Here is a 16429-nt window from a genome sequence, read left to right on the forward strand (position 1 = left end):
GCCCCGGGGGCGCGGCCGGCCGGCGCTCAGCTGCCACCGGCCCGGTTCGACGGACGGTCCGACGGGTGGTCCGGCGGAAGGTCCAGCGGGTGGTCCGGCGGAAGGCCCAGCGGGTGGTTCGACGGGCGTTTCGACGGACGGGCTGACGAGCCGTTCGGCGGAAGGTGCGGCGGAAGGGCCGACGGGCGGCCCGGGTCGGCGGGGGCGCCCTGGACCGTTCCCCGGACCACATCCTGGACGGCGCCCTGGACGGCGGCGCCCTGGACCTCAGCGGGGACGGTACCCCGGCCGGCGCCGGGTCCGGCACCGGCACCGGGGCCGTCGCCCGGTCCGACACCGGGGAAGACCTCGCAGCCGTCGAGGGGCAGCTCCTCGATCGTCTCGTTGGCCACCGCGGGCACGCCGAGCCACCGGGCGGCGGCCGTCACCGCCGCCCGGGCCTGGCGCAGACCGGGCGTGCCCCAGCCGAGCAGCTCGACAGCGAGGCCCGGCGCCACCAGCAGCCGCCGGTAGTGCCGCCCGGACGCCGGGTCCGGCACGCTCGGACCGACCGCCCGCAGCGCGGCGGCCATCCGGACCCGCGCGCACTCGTGCCCGCCGTTGGCCGACCCGACGCGGTCGTAGAGGTACCCGAGGTAGTACGCCGTGCCGATCAGCGCCTGCGCCTCCTCGCCCGCCTCCCGGGCCAGCGCCGAGCCGGGATCGCCGGCGTCCTCCGGCTCCAGCGAACCGCCGGGCAGCGAGACGATGCCGTCCCTGGGGTTGACCAGTGTCAGCACCCGGCCGTCGGGGGCGAACAGCCACCCCCACGACTGCTTGACCGGAAGCCCGGGAGGCACCCGCTCGCCCGGCCGCCACGGCCACCCCGCGGTGGGACGCCGCCGTACCCGGCCGAGCAGTTCGGCGATCTCCGCGCTGTACTCGATCCGGCTCATGCGTCCCCCCTTTCGGTGTCGGGCTCGCCGGACCGACGGTGCGCGGGGACGGTTCGCGGTGCGCGGTTCGGGGCCGATCGGGCGGGCACGGCGGCGTGGGGCACCGGCCGTTCCCGCTGTTGATCTTCCCCGAAATCTTCCCCGAACAGGCGGTCGATGAACAGTCCCCAGCGCCGCTTGGTGGACACCGGGAGCCGAACACCCTGGTCAGCCGCGGTCAGTCCAGGGGCTCACCACCCTCCTGCGGCGCGGGCGGCACCGGGAGGGGGAAGCCCGGCAGCGGGACGGCGGCCGGCGGGAACGGCAGGCCGCGGCCGACGTCGTCGGCCAGCTCGTCCAGCACCTCCCGGGCGGTCATCGGCCGCAGCAGCCCGCCGCGCAGCGCCCAGCCCCGCACCGTGTGACCACCGGGCGCCGCCGGATCCCCGTGCAGCACCATCGCCCCGGCGCCGCCGGCGGCCAGCCCCGCCGCCAGCGTCACGCAGAACGCCTCCCCGTCCCGGTCACCCACCGCGGACCGCCCCCGCTCCACCAGGAGGTCGAGCGCGGTGGTCAGCGCCTCGCCGTCCTCGGGGCCGTGACAGCGCAGGGTCAGCAGGTGGAACCCGTCACCGGCGCCCGCCGCCACCGCCGACCGGACCTCGATCGCGTGCCGCATCACCGCCACCAGCCGCCGCTCCCCCGGCGGCCCCTCGCCGACCGCCGCCAGCAGCGCCACCGTCGCGATCGAGATCCGCACCCTGGCCCGGTGGTCGTCGGCCAACCGCGGCAGCAGCACCGCCGACCGCTGCCCGGTGTAGACGAACGGCTCCCCGGCCAGCTCGGGGTCGGCCGCGTACGCGACCCCGGCCGCCGCGTCCCCGGGGTCGAAGCCGAACGCCTCGCAGTACTCCTCGTAGTCCGCCGGGTCCAGCACCCTCAGGTGGACCTCGAAACCGTGCCCGCCCAGCACCCGGAGCTGGAGCGCCAACCGCCGCAGGTAGGCCCGGTACGACAGCCCGCCGAACAGCCCGTACCCCGCGAGCTCGGCGAAGTCGGCGGCGCGCACCACCACCGCGAGCGCCACCGGCTGCGGCGGCGGCGCCCCACGCGGCCGCCCCCACCGCCACCCGCGCGCCCCGGGCCCGCCCGGCCCGCCCGGCCCGCCGCCCGGGGGCCGTCCACCCCGGCCCCGCGCCCCCGGCGCACCCGGTCCGCCCGGCCCCGGTCGCCGCCGACCCCCGTACCCGCTCCCACCACGCATCCCGTCCCGCACGACCACGCTCCCTTCCTCCCGCTGTCCGGACCTGCCGCACCTGTCACACCCGTCGCACCGGCCCCACGAGCCCCTCGGCTCCCGGCAACCGCGAACATACACACGGTCACTGACAATCCACCCAGCGCGACCGCCGGGAGGGACCCCGAGGACCGGCGGGGCGGGCGGGGAGCTCCGGTCCACGCCGGGTTGTCGGTGCCGCCCGTTATGGTCGGGGACCATGCGACTGCTGCATACCTCCGACTGGCACCTCGGGCGATCGTTCCACCGGGAGAGCCTGCACGACGCCCAGCGCGCGTTCCTGGACCACCTGGTGGCGGTGGTCCGGGACCGAGGCGTGGACGCCGTGCTGGTCGCCGGTGACGTGTACGACCGCGCGCTGCCCGGCCTGGAGGCGGTGGCGCTCTTCGACGACGTGCTGCACCGGCTGGCCGGCCTCGGCGTGCCGACGGTCTTCATCAGCGGCAACCACGACTCCGCCCGCCGCCTCGGGGTGGGCGCGGGACTCATCGGCCGGGCCGGCGTCCACCTGCGGACCGACCCGGGCGGGTGCGCCGAACCCGTGCTGCTCGCCGACGAGCACGGTCCGGTCGCCGTCTACGGACTGCCCTACCTGGAGCCGACGCTGGTCCGGGAGCGGTTCGGGCTGGCGCGCGGTGGCCACGCCGCGGTGCTCGGCGCGGCGATGGACCAGGTCCGGACCGACCTCGCGGCCCGGCCGGCCGGCACCCGCGCGGTGGTGCTGGCCCACGCCTTCGTCACCGGCGGCGAGCCGAGCGACAGCGAGCGCGACATCGCGGTCGGCGGGGTCGCGGCCGTCCCCGCCGCCGTCTTCGACGGCGTGCACTACGCCGCGCTCGGCCATCTGCACGGCAGCCAGACCCTCGCCCCGCACCTGCGCTACAGCGGCTCCCCGCTCGCCTACTCCTTCTCCGAGCACGAGCACCGCAAGAGCATGTGGCTGGTCGACCTCGCCGCCGACGGCGCGGTCGCCGCCGAGCGGGTCCCGTGCCCGGTGCCGCGCCCGCTGGCCCGGCTGCGCGGCCGGCTGGAGGACCTGCTCACCGACGAGCGGTACACCGCCGACGAGCAGTCGTGGGTGCAGGCCACCCTCACCGATCCGAGCCGCCCGGGCGAGCCGATGGAGCGGCTGCGCCGGCGCTTCCCGCACACCCTCCAGCTGCTCTTCGATCCCGAGGAGACGACCGCCGCCGCCTCCGTCTCCTACGCCGCGCGGGTCGGCGGCCGGACGGACCTGGAGATCGCCGAGGGATTCCTGCGGCACGTCCGCCCCGGCGCCGAGCCGGACGCCGCCGAGCTGGACTGGCTGCGCGAGGGCTTCGAGCGCGTCCGGGAGACCACCGACCGGAAGGCGGAGCTGCCCCGATGAGACTCCACCGGCTGACCATGACCGCGTTCGGCCCGTTCGCGGCCTCCGAGACGGTCGACTTCGACGCGCTGGCCGCCGGCGGACTGTTCCTGCTGCGCGGCGCCACCGGCGCGGGCAAGAGCAGCGTGCTGGACGCGGTCTGCTACGCCCTCTACGGCGAGGTGCCCGGCACCCGCCGGGCCAACCGGCTGCGCAGCGACCACGCCGAGGCTAGCCGGCTGACCACCGTCCGGCTGGAGCTGACGCTGGGCGGGCGGCGGCTCGAGGTCACCCGCGTCCCGGAGCAGCCGCGGCCGAAGAAGGTGGGCCGCGGTACGACGACCGAGCGAGCGCAGACGCTGCTGCGCGAGTGGTCGGCCGACGGCGCGGGGACCGGCGACGGCGCACCGGGCTGGCGGGCGGTCAGCAAGTCGCACCAGGAGGCCGGGGAGGAGATCCACCGGCTGATCGGGATGAGCCGGGACCAGTTCTGCCAGGTGGTGCTGCTGCCGCAGGGCGACTTCGCGCGGTTCCTGCGGGCGGACTCGGAGGAGCGCGGCAAGCTGCTGCGCCGGCTGTTCGACACCGAGCGGTTCCAGTCCGTCGAGGCCTGGCTGGCCGAGCAGCGCCGGGCCCACGAGGCCGCCGTCCAGGCGGGGCGCCGCCGACTGCGGGACTTGGCGAGCAAGGCGGAGCAGGCGGCCGGTCCGGGCGCCGAGCCGGCCGCCGGCCCGGTGCCCGTCGAGGAGGAATCCGGTCCCGCGGGTGCTCCGGGGTGCGCCGACCTCACCGCCGGCGTGCTGGGCTGGGCGGCCGTGCTGCGGGTCAGCGCGGCCGAGCGGTTGACGGTCGCCGGGGCGGCGCTGGCGGGCGCGGAGGAGTCGCACCGGGCGGCGCAGCGGGCGCGGGAGGCCGCCGAGCAGTTGGCCGACCGGCAGGAGCGGCACCGGCAGGCGGTGCGGGAGGCGGCCCGGCTGGCCGAGGACGAGCCGGCCCGGGCGGCGGACCGGCAGCGGCTGGTGGCGGCGCAGGCGGCGGTCGGCGTCGAGTCGGTGCTGCACCTGCGCGAGCGCGCGGCGCAGGCGTACCGGCGGGCCCGGGACACGGAGCACCGGCACCGCGCGGCACTGGCCGAGGTCGCCGACGGCCCGGCGGGACGCGATGTCCTGGCACGCGAGGACGTCGCGGGCGCGACGGGCACGCGCACGACGGACGGGGGCGCGGCGGACGGGCGCGCGGCGGGCGGCGGGCCGGCGCTGGCGCACGCCGAGGCCGCGGAGCTGGCCGCGGCCGAACAGCGGCTGCGGGCGGAGGTCGTCCGGCTGGAGGCGGCCCGTGAGGACGAGCGGCAGTGCGCCGAGCTGGCCGGCGCACGGGCGGCCCTGGCCGCCGACCTGCGGAGCGCCGAGGACCTCGCCGAGGAGGCGGGCGACTGGCTGGCCGAGTTCGAGGCCCGGCTGGCCGCGCTCCAGGCGGAGGAGTCCGCCGCGCGGGACGCCGCCGGTCGTGTCGAGCGGCTGGACGCCCGGCGCGCCGAGCTGGCCGCCCGGCTGTCCGCCGCCCGCGACCGGGACGCGCTGGACCTGGAGATCGACCACGCCCGGCCACGCGTCCTCGCGCTGCGCGCCGAGGCACTGGACGCCCGGCAGTACGGCCTGGACCTGCGCGAGCGCCGGCTGGCCGGGATGGCCGCCGAGCTGGCCGCGCAGCTGAGCACCGGCCGGCCGTGCCGGGTCTGCGGCTCACCGGAGCACCCCGACCCCGCCCGCGCGGTCGGCCAACCGGTCCGGGCCGAGGACGAGGAGCGCGCCCGGCAGGCCCAGACGGCCGCCGAGCAGGCCGCCGACGCGGCGGAGCGGAAGCTGTCCGGCCTCCAGGTGCGCCGGGCGGCGGCGGCCGGCGCGGCGGGTGAGGAACCCGCCGACGCCCTCGCCGGAGCGCTCACCGGACTGGAGCGCGAGCACCGCGAGGCGCTCCGGTCCGCGGAGGGGCTCGGCCCGACGGGCCGGGCGATCGAGCGGCTCACCGCCGAGCAGGCCGTCCGCCGTACGGCGCTGGCCGAGGCCCGTGAGCGGAGCGCCGAGCTGGCCGCCCAGGCGCGGACCCTGCACGCCGAGCAGGAGAAGCTGGGCGCCCGGGTGGCGGCGGCCCGGGGTGACGCGCCGTCGGTGGCGGCGCGCGCGACCGCCCTGGACCGGCTCGCCTCGGCCGTGGCGGAGCTGGCGGGCGCGGCGCGGGCCACCACCGAGGCGGCGGACCAGCTCAAGCGGGCCGACGACGAACTGGCCGACGCCGCGGTGGCGGCCGGGTTCGCGAGCGCGCAGGACGCCGCCGCCGTCCTCCTGCCCCGGCCGGAGCGCGAGCGGCTGGAGCAGCGGCTGGACCGGCACCGGGCGGAGCTGGCGGCGGCCGAGCGGCGGCTCGCCGAGCCGGAGTCGGCCGCGGCGGCGGCCCTGCCCCCCGCCGACCTGCCGGGCACCCGTGCCGCGCTCGGGGCCGCCACCGACCGGCTGCGGGCCGCGCACGCCGCGCGGGACGCGGCCCGGGCGCGGTGCGAGGCGCTCGCGGCGATCGGGCGACAGCTGGCCGAGCTGGCCCGCGCGCTCGCCCCGGAGCTGGACGGGTACGCGCGGATCAGCCGGCTGGCCGCGCTGGCGGCCGGCACCTCGGCCGACAACCGGCTCCGGATGCGTCTGGAGTCGTACGTCCTGGCGGCGCGGCTGGAGCAGGTGGCGGCGGCGGCCAGCGACCGGCTGGTCCGGATGTCCGGCGGCCGCTACACCCTCGTCCACAGCGACGACCGGGGCGCGGGCAACAAGCGCTCGGGGCTCGCCCTACGGGTGGTGGACGCCTGGACCGGCACCGAGCGCGACACCGCCACGCTCTCCGGCGGCGAGAGCTTCTTCGCCTCGCTGGCCCTGGCACTCGGCCTGGCCGACGTGGTCACCGACGAGGCCGGGGGCATGCCGCTGGACACCCTGTTCATCGACGAGGGCTTCGGCAGCCTGGACGAGCACACCCTGGAGGAGGTGATGGACGTCCTCGACGGTCTGCGCGAGCGGGACCGGGCGGTCGGCATCGTCAGCCACGTCGCCGATCTGCGCAGCCGGATCCCGGCCCAGCTGCTGGTCCGCAAGGGCCGGCACGGCTCCACCCTGGCCCTGGCAGGGCGGGAGGACGCCTGACGCCCGATGCCCGACGCCGGTCACGGCCGTGACCGGTCCCGGCCGGACGGGCCCGTGCGACCCGGACCGCTTCAGCCGGAGCAGGCGATCCGCTGGGCCTGCTGCCAGGTGCAGACGGGGCAGAGGGTGCTGCCCGGGTGGTCGGCGGGCAGCTCGGTCGGCTCGCCGCACAGCACGCAGTCCGCGCGCGGGCCGGTGAGGTCCGGGTCGGGCAGCAGGGCCGCGGCGGCGTCGCCGTCGGCCGGGGCGAGGGCGCAGACCTGGCCGGCCGCCGCGGTGCCGTCGCCGTCCGGCCTGCCGGTGGGGACCCTGCCGTTCACGGCTGTTTCGCTCATGGGGCCTTCTCTACTCCTCGGCCGGGCCCCGCGCAAGGTTGCTCCGGACGGCGGATACGGTGGCCGCATGCCCGACTCGCCCGGCACCGACGCCCGCACCGACGCCCGCACCGACACCTGCACGCAGCGCACCGTCCGGCCGTCGTCCGCCCTGGAGCGGCGGCTGCTGGCCGCCCGGGCGTCCGCGCCCAGCTACCGCGAGGTGGGCGCCACCCGGGACGCCCGGCTGCCGGAGGGCTACGCCCACCTGCGGCGGCGGGTGCACCTCGGGCACGGCCCCGACGTCCTGGACCGGGCCGGGCGGTTCGTACTCGGCTGGGGCTGCCAGCTGGGAACGGGCTTCGCCGTGTACCCGCACGCGCCCGTCGAGACGGGGGCGACCGTGCTGCTGCGCCTCACGCTGCCCGGTACCCGGTGGCCGCGGCTGGTGATCCCGTGCCGGGTGGTGTGGACGGTGGACGAGCCGGACCGGATCGGCTTCGCCTACGGAACGCTGCCGGGGCACCCGGAGCGCGGCGAGGAGGCGTTCACGGTGTCCATGGACGCGGCGGGCGAGGTGTGGTTCGAGGTGAGCGCCTTCGCCCGGCTCGCCTCCTGGTACGCCCGGCTCGGCCGCCCGGTCGCCGCGCTCTGCCAGTACCTGGCGATCGAGCGGTACCTCTCGGCCGTCGCCGAGGCGGCAGCCACCGAGGCGACCGTCAGCGAGCCGGCCGTCGCCGGGACAGCGGTCGCCGGGGCGGCAGCCACCGGAGCCGCGAGCGGCGAGGCCCCCGCGACAGGAGCCGCCGGCGCCGAAGGGGCCCCCGGGGGCGGACCGGCCCGAGGCCGGTAGGGGCTGTCTTCACGCTCCCGCCTGCCCGGCCCGGACCGCCCCCGGGCGCCGGTCAGCCGAGGAAGGAGAGCCGGACCGTCCGCCGTGGGTTGTCGCCGTTGGTGTCGACGAGGACGACCGACTGCCAGACGCCCAGCGCGAGCCGCCCGCCGATCACCGGCAGGGTGGCGTGCGGGGCGACCAGGCCGGGGACGACGTGGTCGCGGCCATGGCCCGCGCTGCCGTGCCGGTGCTGCCAGCGGTCGTCGGCGGGCAGCAGGTCGCGCAGGCTCGCGAGCAGGTCGGCGTCGCTGCCGGAGCCGGTCTCCAGAACGGCGATCCCGGCCGTCGCGTGCGGGACGAAGACGTTGAGCAGGCCGTCCCGGCCGGGGGCGTGCCCGTCGAGGAACCGGGCGCAGCGGTCGGTGATGTCGAGTGCGACCTCGCGGCTGCCGGTGGTGATCTCGAAGGTCTCGGTCCGGAAGGACGGGGAGTGGGGGGTGGTGTGCTTGTGGTCCGCCATGGCGCCATCCTCACCCACGTCCGGGGGCGGTCCGACCAGCCTCGCCGACTTCCCGTGCCGGTGGGGCAAGTCGGCGTACGCTGAGAGGTTCAGACCAATTCGGGCGCCACGGGAGGGCCCGGTTCCGGGCATGCCGAAGGCCCGACGGTCATGGGAATCCGTCGGGCCGGTGCGGATGCGCACGGGAGGGGCGGCGGTGCACCCCGGGGCCGGCCGACCTGTCAGCCGCGCCCGCGCCCGCCGAAGAGACCGCGGCGCAGCCGGCGCAGTGGCGCCAGCAGCCTGACCCGGGCGTGGCGGCGCGGCGGCGCGGTCGGGGCGCCGACACCGCGCGGCGTCAGCTCCCTTATCAACCCGAGCGCCTCGGCGGTGTCCACCGCCGGGAGTGCGGGCGCGCCGAGCACAGCCAGGTGCCGGTCGATCCGGCGGCCGGTGGTACCGACGCCGCACTGGATCGCCGGCACGCGGGGCCGAGTCCGCACTTGCATGTGTTCCATCTGATTTCCCACCCCTACGAGGCGCCAGGGCCGTGAGGCGAAGACTATCCGCGACAGACGGTCTTCGCGCAACCGTCCCGGTGTTCTGCCACCGTACCGTGCGGCGTCAACTGACACCGCACCAGGGGCGGCCCGGGCGGTCACGACTAGGCATCAATGATGGTGCACGACCGGCGGTTCGTCAGCGGGTTCGCCGGAGCACGCACCCGGCGCCCGCCGGCGAGGGTGCACGCCGGGCGCACTCCACCACCCGCCCCCACTCTCCGCACCCACCCGAATACCGTCCGGCACGGCGGCCCCACCCCCACACAGTAGGACTATCCGTTTAGGAAGTGAACACAGGCGAGGGATTGACGCGAGCGGCGTCTCCAAGCAATATCTATATCGGCTCCAAATGACGGCCGAACCTGTCGCGCGGGCGCGAGCCGCGCCCGCCACCGTGTTCGACTGATGAAGATTCCGGCTCCCCCGTGCCTACTGCCAGGCCGCCTCGACGCTGCGGCGGCCAGGCTCGGGCGGTGCCCGGACCGGCGGCCGGCCGTAGAGGGTCGGCCGGGCCGCCACCAGGCTGCCGGTGCCACCCCGTACGGGGCCCGGCACCGGCGGTCCCTGTGTCGCGGACCTGCGCGTTCCGCCCTTGTGCCGCCTCGGTAGACTCGGCCAGCGTGCCAGTCCTCCTCAGCATCGTGCTCCCGGTCCACGGGGTGGAGCGCTTCCTGCCGCGCTGCCTCGACTCCCTCCTGGCGGACACCCCCTCCACCGAGTCCCGCTTCGAGGTGATCGCGGTCGACGACCGCTCCCCCGACCGCTGCGGCGCGATCCTGGACGAGTACGCGGCCCGCGATCCGCGCCTGCGCGTCCTCCACCTCGCCGAGAACCAGGGCCTCGGCGGCGCCCGGACCGCCGCCCTCCCCGAGACCCGGGGCACCTACGTCTGGTTCGTCGACAGCGACGACTGGGTGCCCGAGGGGACGGTGACCGCCCTGCTCGACGAGCTCACCGCGGAGACCGGGCGCGCCGAGCGCGGCGAGGCGCCCGTCGACGTGCTGCTGACCGACTTCACCCACGTCTACCCCGACGGCGGCACCGAGCCCAACCCCTGGCAGCACGTGCTGACCGGCTCCCCGCTGGTCGCGGGGTGCACGCTGGCCGAGCACCCCGCGCTGTTCAGGACCGTGATGTCGGTCTGGAACAAGGTGTTCCGCCGGGAGTTCCTGCTCGGCCTCAGCGTCTCCTTCGGCCGCGGCTACTACGAGGACATCTCCGTCACCTACCCCGCACTGCTCGCCGCCGAGCGGCTGCGCCACCTCGACCGCCCCTGCTACTTCTACCGGCGCGGCCGGGCCGGGGCGATCACCAGCACCGCCTCCGCCAAGCACGCCGACGCCTTCGCCCAGTACGACGCGATCTTCGCGTTCCTGGACCGGCCCGACCGCCCCGGCCGGCCCGTCCCGGAGGCGCTGCGCACCCTGGTCTTCGAGCGGACCGTGCAGCAGGCGCTCACCGTCTACGACACCCCGGGGCTGGTACCGGTCGGGCTGCGGCCCGAGTTCTTCCGCCGGATCGCCGAGCACTTCGCCCGGCACCGTCCGGCGGGCTACCGCTTCCCCGGGGGCGTGCGGGGGGTGCAGTACCGGCTCGCGGCTCGCGGTGCCCGGCGCGCGTACGCGGAACTGCGCCGTACCGGACGGCTGCCGCGCGAACTCAAGCGCGGGGCCCGGGCGGTGGCGCCGGCCCTGAAGAAGGGGGTGCGCGGCAGCGCCCGGTTCACCGCGTACAACGCCTTCCGCCGGATGCCGCTCAACCCCCGTCTCGCGGTGTACGCCGCGTACTGGCACCGGGGTTACGCGTGCAGCCCGGCCGCGATCTACGAGAAGGCGAAGGAGCTGGCACCGGAGATCCGCGGGGTCTGGGTGGTGGAGAACCGCGCCCAGGCGGCGACGCTGCCGGACGGCGTGCCGTACGTCATCGTCAACACCCCGGCCTACCTGAAGACGATGGCCACGGCCAAGTACTTCGTGAACAACGTCAACTTCCCGCGCACGATGGCGAAGCGCCCCGGCACGGTGCACGTCCAGACCCAGCACGGCACACCGCTCAAGGCGATGGGCATGGACCTGAGGGACCACCCAGTGGCCGCCGACGGCATGGACTTCGACCGGCTCCAGGAGGCCGTCGACCGCTGGGACTTCCTGGTCTCCTCCAACCCGCACACCAGCGAGCACTTCGCCCGCGCCTTCCCCGGCCGCTACGAGATGCTGGACACCGGCTACCCGCGCAACGACCGGCTGGCCATCGCGACGCCGGAGGCGACCGCGGCGATGCGCGAGCGGTTCGGGCTGGCGCCCGGGAGCACCGCCGTGCTGTACGCGCCCACCCACCGGGAGGCGCGCGGCGGGTACGTGCCGCTGCTGGACGTGCGGGAGCTGGCCCGGCAGCTGGGACCGGAGTTCACGCTGCTGGTGCGCACCCACTACTTCCACACCGGCGGCACGGGCGACCTGACGGAGCAGGAGGGCGCGGCGCGGATCCTGGACGTGTCGGCGCACCCGACCGTGGAGGACCTCTACCTGGCCGCGGACGTGCTGGTCACCGACTACTCGTCGATGATGTTCGACTACGCCGTGCTGGACCAGCCGATCGTGATCTTCGCGCCGGACTGGGAGGAGTACAAGCGGGACCGGGGCGTCTACTTCGACCTGTTCGAGCAGCCGCCGGGCGCGCTGACGACGGATCCGCAGGGGCTGGTGGCGGCGCTGCTGGCCGGGGACCCGGAGCCGGCGGCGCGGGCGGAGTTCCGCAAGCGGTTCTGCCCGTGGGACGACGGCGGGGCGGCGGAGCGGGTGGTCCGCCGGGTGTTCCCGACCACCGGCTGAGCGCACGCGGCGACGGGGCCCCGGGGCGTTCCCCGGGGCCCCGTTCGCAACCGTCCGGATCCGTTTCGGACTCGTCCGGACCCGTTTCGGAACCTCCTCGGCACCGTCCGGAACCCTCCGGCCCCGTCCGGGGCCGCGTCAGCCCTGGCGCGCGGCCAGGAACTCGTCGAAGGTCAGCTCGCCGTCGTGGTTGGTGTCCATCGTGTTGATGACGGCCTCGGCCACGGCGATCGAGGTGGTCAGGTCGCCGAGCTCGCGCGCGACCAGCGCGTACTCGGTGGCGGTGATCCGGCCGTCGCCGTTCACGTCGTACTTGTCGAACGCCGCGCGGATGTCGTCGACGTCTGCCATCGGTCCCTCCCTGGGGTGATCAGCTGTTGATGTGTATTTCCGACGGCCGTACCCTACCCGGCCGTGGTGAGCGCCACGGCCGCCGGGAGTGGACGGCCGCCGGGGTGGGTGTCGTAGTCTGCGGTTCTGATCCCGGCCCGGCCGGGCCGGCGCACGCCGCTCGTTGCAACCCCAGGCCCGGGCACCTCTCGGGCATGCTCGTCCAGGGAGGGACCATGCTCGATCTCGTCACCAGGCTGGTACTGAAACCGCTCGCCCGGGGGATCTGGCGGCCCACCATCGAGGGCATCGAGAACGTGCCGCGCAAGGGCGGCGTCATCCTGGCCAGCAATCACCTGTCGTTCATCGACAGTGTGGTGATCCCGCTCACCGCACCGCGCCGGGTGCACTTCCTGGCCAAGGCCGAGTACTTCACCGGCACCGGGCTCAAGGGCGCGCTGTCCCGCGGCTTCTTCCAGGGCATCGGCGCGGTGCCGGTCGAGCGCGGCACCTACCGCTCGGCGCAGGCCTCGCTGGAGCGGGCGCTGGAGATCCTGGAGGACGGCAAGGCCTTCGGCATCTACCCGGAGGGCACCCGCTCGCTGGACGGCCGGCTCTACCGCGGCAAGACCGGCGTGGCCTGGCTGGCGCTGACCGCCGGCGTCCCGGTGGTGCCGGTGGCGCTGGAGGGGCCGGAGGGGATCCTGCCGGTCGGCAAGCGGCTGCCGCGGCTCAAGAAGGTGACGGTCCGTTTCGGCGAGCCGCTGCGCTTCGACGAGCTGCACGGCCAGGCCCGTTCGCTCAAGGCCCGCCGCCAGGTCACCGACGAGGTGATGGCGGCGATCCAGCGGCTCTCCGGCCAGGAGGTCGTGGAGACGTACAACGAGGTCCCCAAGGCCGCCTGACCCCGAGCGGCGGCACCCGAGCGGCGGCACCCGAGCGACGCCAAGCGGTCGGCGCCAAGCGGTCGGCGCCGATCGCACGGCGGCCATCCGGCGGCGGCAACCGGGCGGCGGGAGCGGCGCAGCGTCCGTCCGCCCGGGTCAGGGCGCGACGGCCACGGCCGGGGACTCCCGGCGCAGCAGCGCGGCGTAGCGGCCATCCGCCGCCAGCAGCTCCTCGTGGGTGCCGAGTTCGGCGACCTCGCCGTGGTCCAGGACGGCGATCTGGTCGGCCGCGCGCACGGTGGAGAGCCGGTGCGCGATGGTGATGGTGGTGCGTCCGACCGCGAGGGTGTCGATGGCCTCCTGGACGGCGCGTTCGGTGCTGTTGTCCAGCGCGCTGGTGGCCTCGTCGAGGATCAGCACCGGCGGGTTGCGCAGGATGGTGCGGGCGAGCGCGAGGCGCTGCTTCTCCCCTCCCGAGAAGCGGTAGCCGCGCTCGCCGACCAGGGTGTCGTAGCCGTCCGGCAGGGCGGCGACGGTCTCGTGGATCCGCGCGGCCCGGGCGGCGGCGACGAGTTCGGCGTCGGTGGCGTCCGGCTTGGCGAAGCGCAGGTTGTCGGCGACGGAGGCGTGGAAGAGGTAGGTCTCCTGGGAGACCACGCCCACCGCACGGGCGAGCGTGTCGAAGGACAGCGCGCGGACGTCGACGCCGTCGAGGGTGACCCGGCCGCCGGTGACGTCGTAGAGCCGGGGCACCAGGTAGCTGAGCGTGGTCTTCCCCGAGCCGGTCCCGCCGACCACCGCGAGCGAGCCGCCGGCCGGGATCCGCAGGTCCACCCCGGCCAGGGTGGGCCGCTCCTGCTCCGGGTCGTAGCGGAAGTCGACGCCCTCGAAGCGGACCTCGCCGCGGACGGTGTCCAGGGTGACGGGGTGCTCGGGCTCGTCGATCTCCACGGTCAGGTCGAGGTACTCGAAGATCCGCTGGAAGAGCGCGAGCGAGGTCTGCACCTGGACGCCGGTGGCGAGCAGGCTGACGGTCGGGCGGAACAGGCCCTGCTGGAGCGAGACGAAGGCGACCAGGGTGCCGACCGAGACGATCGGGGCGCCGCCGGCCGCCGTCATGCCGGCCGCCCAGTAGATCACCGCGGGCATCGCGGCCATCACGATCTGGATGGTGTTCATCCGCCAGCGGCCGGCCATCGAGGCGCGCACCTCCAGCTCGGCCAGCCGGTCGGACTGGCCGGTGAACTCGCGCGACAGCGAGTCGGAGCGGCCCATGGTGCGGCCGAGCAGGATGCCGCTGACCGAGAGCGACTCCTGGACCGCCGAGCTCATCGCGGCGAGCTGCTTCTGCCGCTCACCGGTGATCTTCTTGCGTTCGTTGCCGACCCGGCGGCTGATCCAGACGAACAGCGGCAGGAGCAGCAGCGAGACCACCGTCAGCCGCCAGTCCAGCGCCACCATGGCGACCACCGAGGCGATCACGGCGGTGAAGTTGGAGACCAGGGAGGTGGCGGTGGAGGTCACCGTGGACTGCATGCCGCCGATGTCGTTGGCGATCCGGGACTGCACCTCGCCGGTGCGGGTGCGGGTGAAGAACGCCAGCGACATCCGCTGGAGGTGGCCGTAGACGGCGGTGCGCAGGTCGTGCATGACCCGCTGGCCGACGGTGGTGGAGATCAGCGTCTGCAGCACGCTGAAGATGCTGTTGACCACGGCGGCGGCGACCATGCCCAGCACCAGGGCGGTCAGCAGCCCGGTGCGGCCCTGCGGGATGGCGGTGTCCAGGACGGCGCGCAGCAGGAAGGGCGTGGTCACCGAGACCACGGCGGAGGCGGCGACCAGCAGGCCGACGACGGCCAGGCGGCCGGCGTAGGGGCGGAAGAGCGCGAGGATGCGGCGCCACTGGGTCGGCGGGCGCGGGTCGTCCTCGGCGCGGTCGGGCGGGGTCCACTGGATGCCTTCGGGGCGCACGGGCGGCAGCCTCCCTCGGACGGCCGAACGGGCGCGGCGCCCGGGGGCGCGCGCCGACGGCGGGGTGGGCGGTCGGGCGGCCGCCAGCATAACGAGAAAGGCTCATAGTTAGCAAAGCTAATAGTGAGATGCCCTCTGCGTTGCCTGGTCCGGACGCCCGCCCGCCCCACGCAACGCCAGCCGCGCAACGCCGCCGCCCGCACAAGACCGCGCACCCGCCGCGCACCCGCCGCGCCGTGGCCGGTACGGCGGGTGCGTGCCCCGGGCGGGTCAGTTGGTGCGATAGGTGCGCGCCGCCTTGGAGGAGACGCCGCCGAGCTTCCCGGACGGCAGCGCCCGGGCGATCGCCACCGCCAGCTTGTAGCGCTTGCTCGGCACCGAGACCGAACGGCCCCGGGCCAGGTCGCGCATCGCCTCGTCCACCACGCGCTCGGCCGACAGCCAGCCCCAGGCCGGGATGTTGTCCGTCCCCATGCCGGCCCGCTGGTGGAACTCGGTACGGGTGAAGCCCGGGCAGAGCGCCATCATCCGCACCCCGGTGCCTCCGAGGTCGCGCATCACGCCCTGGGTGAAGCTCACCACCCAGGCCTTGCTCGCGCCGTAGGTGCCGCGCGGCAGGAACGCCGCCACCGAGGCCACGTTGACGATCGCGCCGCGCCCGCGCTCGCGCATCCCCGGCAGGGCGGCCGTGGTCAGCCGCAGCACCGCCTCGATGTGCACCTTCAGCATGTCCAGCTCGTCCTGCAGCGGCACGGTGGAGAACGCGCCCCGGTTGCCGAAGCCGGCGTTGTTCACCAGCAGGTCCACCGGCCGGTCGGCCTCCGACAGCCGGGCCTCGACGTCCGCGATGCCCTCGTCGGTGGCGAGGTCGGCGCCGAGCACCTCCACCGCCACGCCGAACCTCCCCCGCAGCTCCTCGGCGGAACGTTCCAGCCGCTCGGTGTCCCGGGCCACCAGGACGAGCCGGTAGCCGCTCCGCGCGAGCCGGCGGGCGAACGCGGCTCCGATGCCGGCGGTCGCGCCGGTGATCAAGGCAGTGGTCATGCAGCGACCGTACCTACTCCCGAGTACCCGCGACACCCCGTGGCGCGGCTGCACCCCGGGGTAGTGGCGCTTCGTGACGGCGGTGACGGAGCGTACAGGGGTGGCGCCGTTCGGTTCGTGCTCGTATCGTCGGTCGAGGGGGCACCGCCGGACCAGGCGGTGGAACTTCGATGAGGAGGCACGCAGATGCTTGCTCAGACCACCCGTACCACGCGGGCTCCGCTCGCCACCCAGGCCGAGATCGACACCCTCGGTACGTTGATCACGGAGGACGAGGCGGCCGTCAGCGACGCGCCCACGTACCAGCCCGAAGCCGCAGGCCTGCTCCTGCTGCTCGGACTCCTCCTGCTCTCGCCGCAGAAGCAGCCCAAGGAGAAGACCCGGTAGACCCCTGGATCCGGTCGACCCGGT

14 protein-coding genes are annotated in these 16429 nt (G+C 75.6%); 6 read left to right on the top strand and 8 right to left on the bottom strand.

The annotated features are described in order from the left end of the window. Positions 1 to 26 precede the first annotated feature (26 nt). Positions 27 to 935, bottom strand: a complete 909-nt coding sequence (locus tag ACFVUH_RS01150; protein ID WP_387910325.1) for a hypothetical protein — start codon at positions 933 to 935, stop codon at positions 27 to 29. A gap of 217 nt (positions 936 to 1152) precedes the next feature. Beyond that, positions 1153 to 2001 (bottom strand): hypothetical protein, encoded by an 849-nt coding sequence (locus tag ACFVUH_RS01155; protein WP_387910326.1) that lies wholly within the window; start codon positions 1999 to 2001, stop codon positions 1153 to 1155. A gap of 409 nt (positions 2002 to 2410) precedes the next feature. Between ACFVUH_RS01155 and ACFVUH_RS01160 the strand changes: the two genes are divergently transcribed. Beyond that, positions 2411 to 3580, top strand: coding sequence for an exonuclease SbcCD subunit D (locus tag ACFVUH_RS01160; RefSeq protein ID WP_387910328.1), 1170 nt, complete (start codon positions 2411 to 2413; stop codon positions 3578 to 3580). Further along, a complete protein-coding gene (locus ACFVUH_RS01165) occupies positions 3577 to 6744 on the top strand; it encodes an AAA family ATPase (protein WP_387910330.1) in 3168 nt (1055 codons plus the stop codon). The genes ACFVUH_RS01160 and ACFVUH_RS01165 overlap by 4 nt, the downstream gene beginning before the upstream one ends. A 71-nt stretch (positions 6745 to 6815) precedes the next feature. Here the strand turns inward: ACFVUH_RS01165 and ACFVUH_RS01170 are convergent, their stop codons facing one another. After that, complete coding sequence (locus ACFVUH_RS01170) at positions 6816 to 7079, bottom strand: hypothetical protein (protein ID WP_387910332.1); 264 nt, start codon at positions 7077 to 7079, stop codon at positions 6816 to 6818. A 67-nt stretch (positions 7080 to 7146) separates the two neighbouring features. Between ACFVUH_RS01170 and ACFVUH_RS01175 the strand changes: the two genes are divergently transcribed. Continuing rightward, complete coding sequence (locus ACFVUH_RS01175) at positions 7147 to 7911, top strand: DUF1990 family protein (RefSeq protein WP_387910334.1); 765 nt, start codon at positions 7147 to 7149, stop codon at positions 7909 to 7911. Positions 7912 to 7963: 52 nt separating this feature from the next. Here ACFVUH_RS01175 and ACFVUH_RS01180 read toward each other — a convergent pair whose 3' ends face one another. Together ACFVUH_RS01180 and ACFVUH_RS01185 are read right to left on the bottom strand one after the other, a co-directional pair. Continuing rightward, positions 7964 to 8413, bottom strand: a complete 450-nt coding sequence (locus ACFVUH_RS01180) for a YjbQ family protein (RefSeq protein ID WP_355365762.1) — start codon at positions 8411 to 8413, stop codon at positions 7964 to 7966. Between the two features lie 221 nt (positions 8414 to 8634). Then, on the bottom strand, positions 8635 to 8910 hold the full coding sequence (locus tag ACFVUH_RS01185; RefSeq protein ID WP_350542760.1) for a hypothetical protein: 276 nt from the start codon (positions 8908 to 8910) through the stop codon (positions 8635 to 8637). A gap of 665 nt (positions 8911 to 9575) precedes the next feature. Here ACFVUH_RS01185 and ACFVUH_RS01190 point away from each other — a divergent pair. Next, on the top strand, positions 9576 to 11786 hold the full coding sequence (locus tag ACFVUH_RS01190) for a CDP-glycerol glycerophosphotransferase family protein (protein ID WP_387910336.1): 2211 nt from the start codon (positions 9576 to 9578) through the stop codon (positions 11784 to 11786). Between the two features lie 138 nt (positions 11787 to 11924). On the opposite strand, the gene ACFVUH_RS01195 is transcribed toward ACFVUH_RS01190, so the two are convergent. Further along, positions 11925 to 12137: an EF-hand domain-containing protein gene (locus ACFVUH_RS01195; RefSeq protein WP_355365756.1), complete on the bottom strand. Its 213-nt coding sequence runs from the start codon at positions 12135 to 12137 to the stop codon at positions 11925 to 11927. Between the two features lie 215 nt (positions 12138 to 12352). Here ACFVUH_RS01195 and ACFVUH_RS01200 point away from each other — a divergent pair, with 215 nt between their 5' ends. Beyond that, positions 12353 to 13021, top strand: coding sequence for a lysophospholipid acyltransferase family protein (locus ACFVUH_RS01200; protein ID WP_355365753.1), 669 nt, complete (start codon positions 12353 to 12355; stop codon positions 13019 to 13021). 138 nt (positions 13022 to 13159) lie between these two features. On the opposite strand, the gene ACFVUH_RS01205 is transcribed toward ACFVUH_RS01200, so the two are convergent. Together ACFVUH_RS01205 and ACFVUH_RS01210 are read right to left on the bottom strand one after the other, a co-directional pair. Further along, positions 13160 to 14974 (bottom strand): ABC transporter ATP-binding protein, encoded by a 1815-nt coding sequence (locus tag ACFVUH_RS01205; protein ID WP_387910338.1) that lies wholly within the window; start codon positions 14972 to 14974, stop codon positions 13160 to 13162. 270 nt (positions 14975 to 15244) lie between these two features. Further along, a complete protein-coding gene (locus ACFVUH_RS01210) occupies positions 15245 to 16018 on the bottom strand; it encodes an SDR family NAD(P)-dependent oxidoreductase (RefSeq protein ID WP_387910340.1) in 774 nt (257 codons plus the stop codon). A gap of 186 nt (positions 16019 to 16204) precedes the next feature. Here ACFVUH_RS01210 and ACFVUH_RS01215 point away from each other — a divergent pair, with 186 nt between their 5' ends. After that, on the top strand, positions 16205 to 16405 hold the full coding sequence (locus ACFVUH_RS01215; RefSeq protein ID WP_355365744.1) for a hypothetical protein: 201 nt from the start codon (positions 16205 to 16207) through the stop codon (positions 16403 to 16405). Positions 16406 to 16429 lie beyond the last annotated feature (24 nt).

The organism is Kitasatospora sp. NPDC058032 (assembly GCF_042885845.1).
GTDB lineage: Bacteria > Actinomycetota > Actinomycetes > Streptomycetales > Streptomycetaceae > Kitasatospora.

Excerpts from the sequence above, each read along its gene's own strand:
- ACFVUH_RS01150 (WP_387910325.1), bottom strand. The coding sequence starts at position 935 with ATGAGCCGGATCGAGTACAGCGCGGAGATCGCCGAACTGCTCGGCCGG.
- ACFVUH_RS01160 (WP_387910328.1), top strand. The coding sequence starts at position 2,411 with ATGCGACTGCTGCATACCTCCGACTGGCACCTCGGGCGATCGTTCCAC.
- ACFVUH_RS01165 (WP_387910330.1), top strand. The coding sequence starts at position 3,577 with ATGAGACTCCACCGGCTGACCATGACCGCGTTCGGCCCGTTCGCGGCC.
- ACFVUH_RS01170 (WP_387910332.1), bottom strand. The coding sequence starts at position 7,079 with ATGAGCGAAACAGCCGTGAACGGCAGGGTCCCCACCGGCAGGCCGGAC.
- ACFVUH_RS01175 (WP_387910334.1), top strand. The coding sequence starts at position 7,147 with ATGCCCGACTCGCCCGGCACCGACGCCCGCACCGACGCCCGCACCGAC.
- ACFVUH_RS01180 (WP_355365762.1), bottom strand. The coding sequence starts at position 8,413 with ATGGCGGACCACAAGCACACCACCCCCCACTCCCCGTCCTTCCGGACC.
- ACFVUH_RS01185 (WP_350542760.1), bottom strand. The coding sequence starts at position 8,910 with ATGGAACACATGCAAGTGCGGACTCGGCCCCGCGTGCCGGCGATCCAG.
- ACFVUH_RS01195 (WP_355365756.1), bottom strand. The coding sequence starts at position 12,137 with ATGGCAGACGTCGACGACATCCGCGCGGCGTTCGACAAGTACGACGTG.
- ACFVUH_RS01200 (WP_355365753.1), top strand. The coding sequence starts at position 12,353 with ATGCTCGATCTCGTCACCAGGCTGGTACTGAAACCGCTCGCCCGGGGG.
- ACFVUH_RS01210 (WP_387910340.1), bottom strand. The coding sequence starts at position 16,018 with ATGACCACTGCCTTGATCACCGGCGCGACCGCCGGCATCGGAGCCGCG.
- ACFVUH_RS01215 (WP_355365744.1), top strand. The coding sequence starts at position 16,205 with ATGCTTGCTCAGACCACCCGTACCACGCGGGCTCCGCTCGCCACCCAG.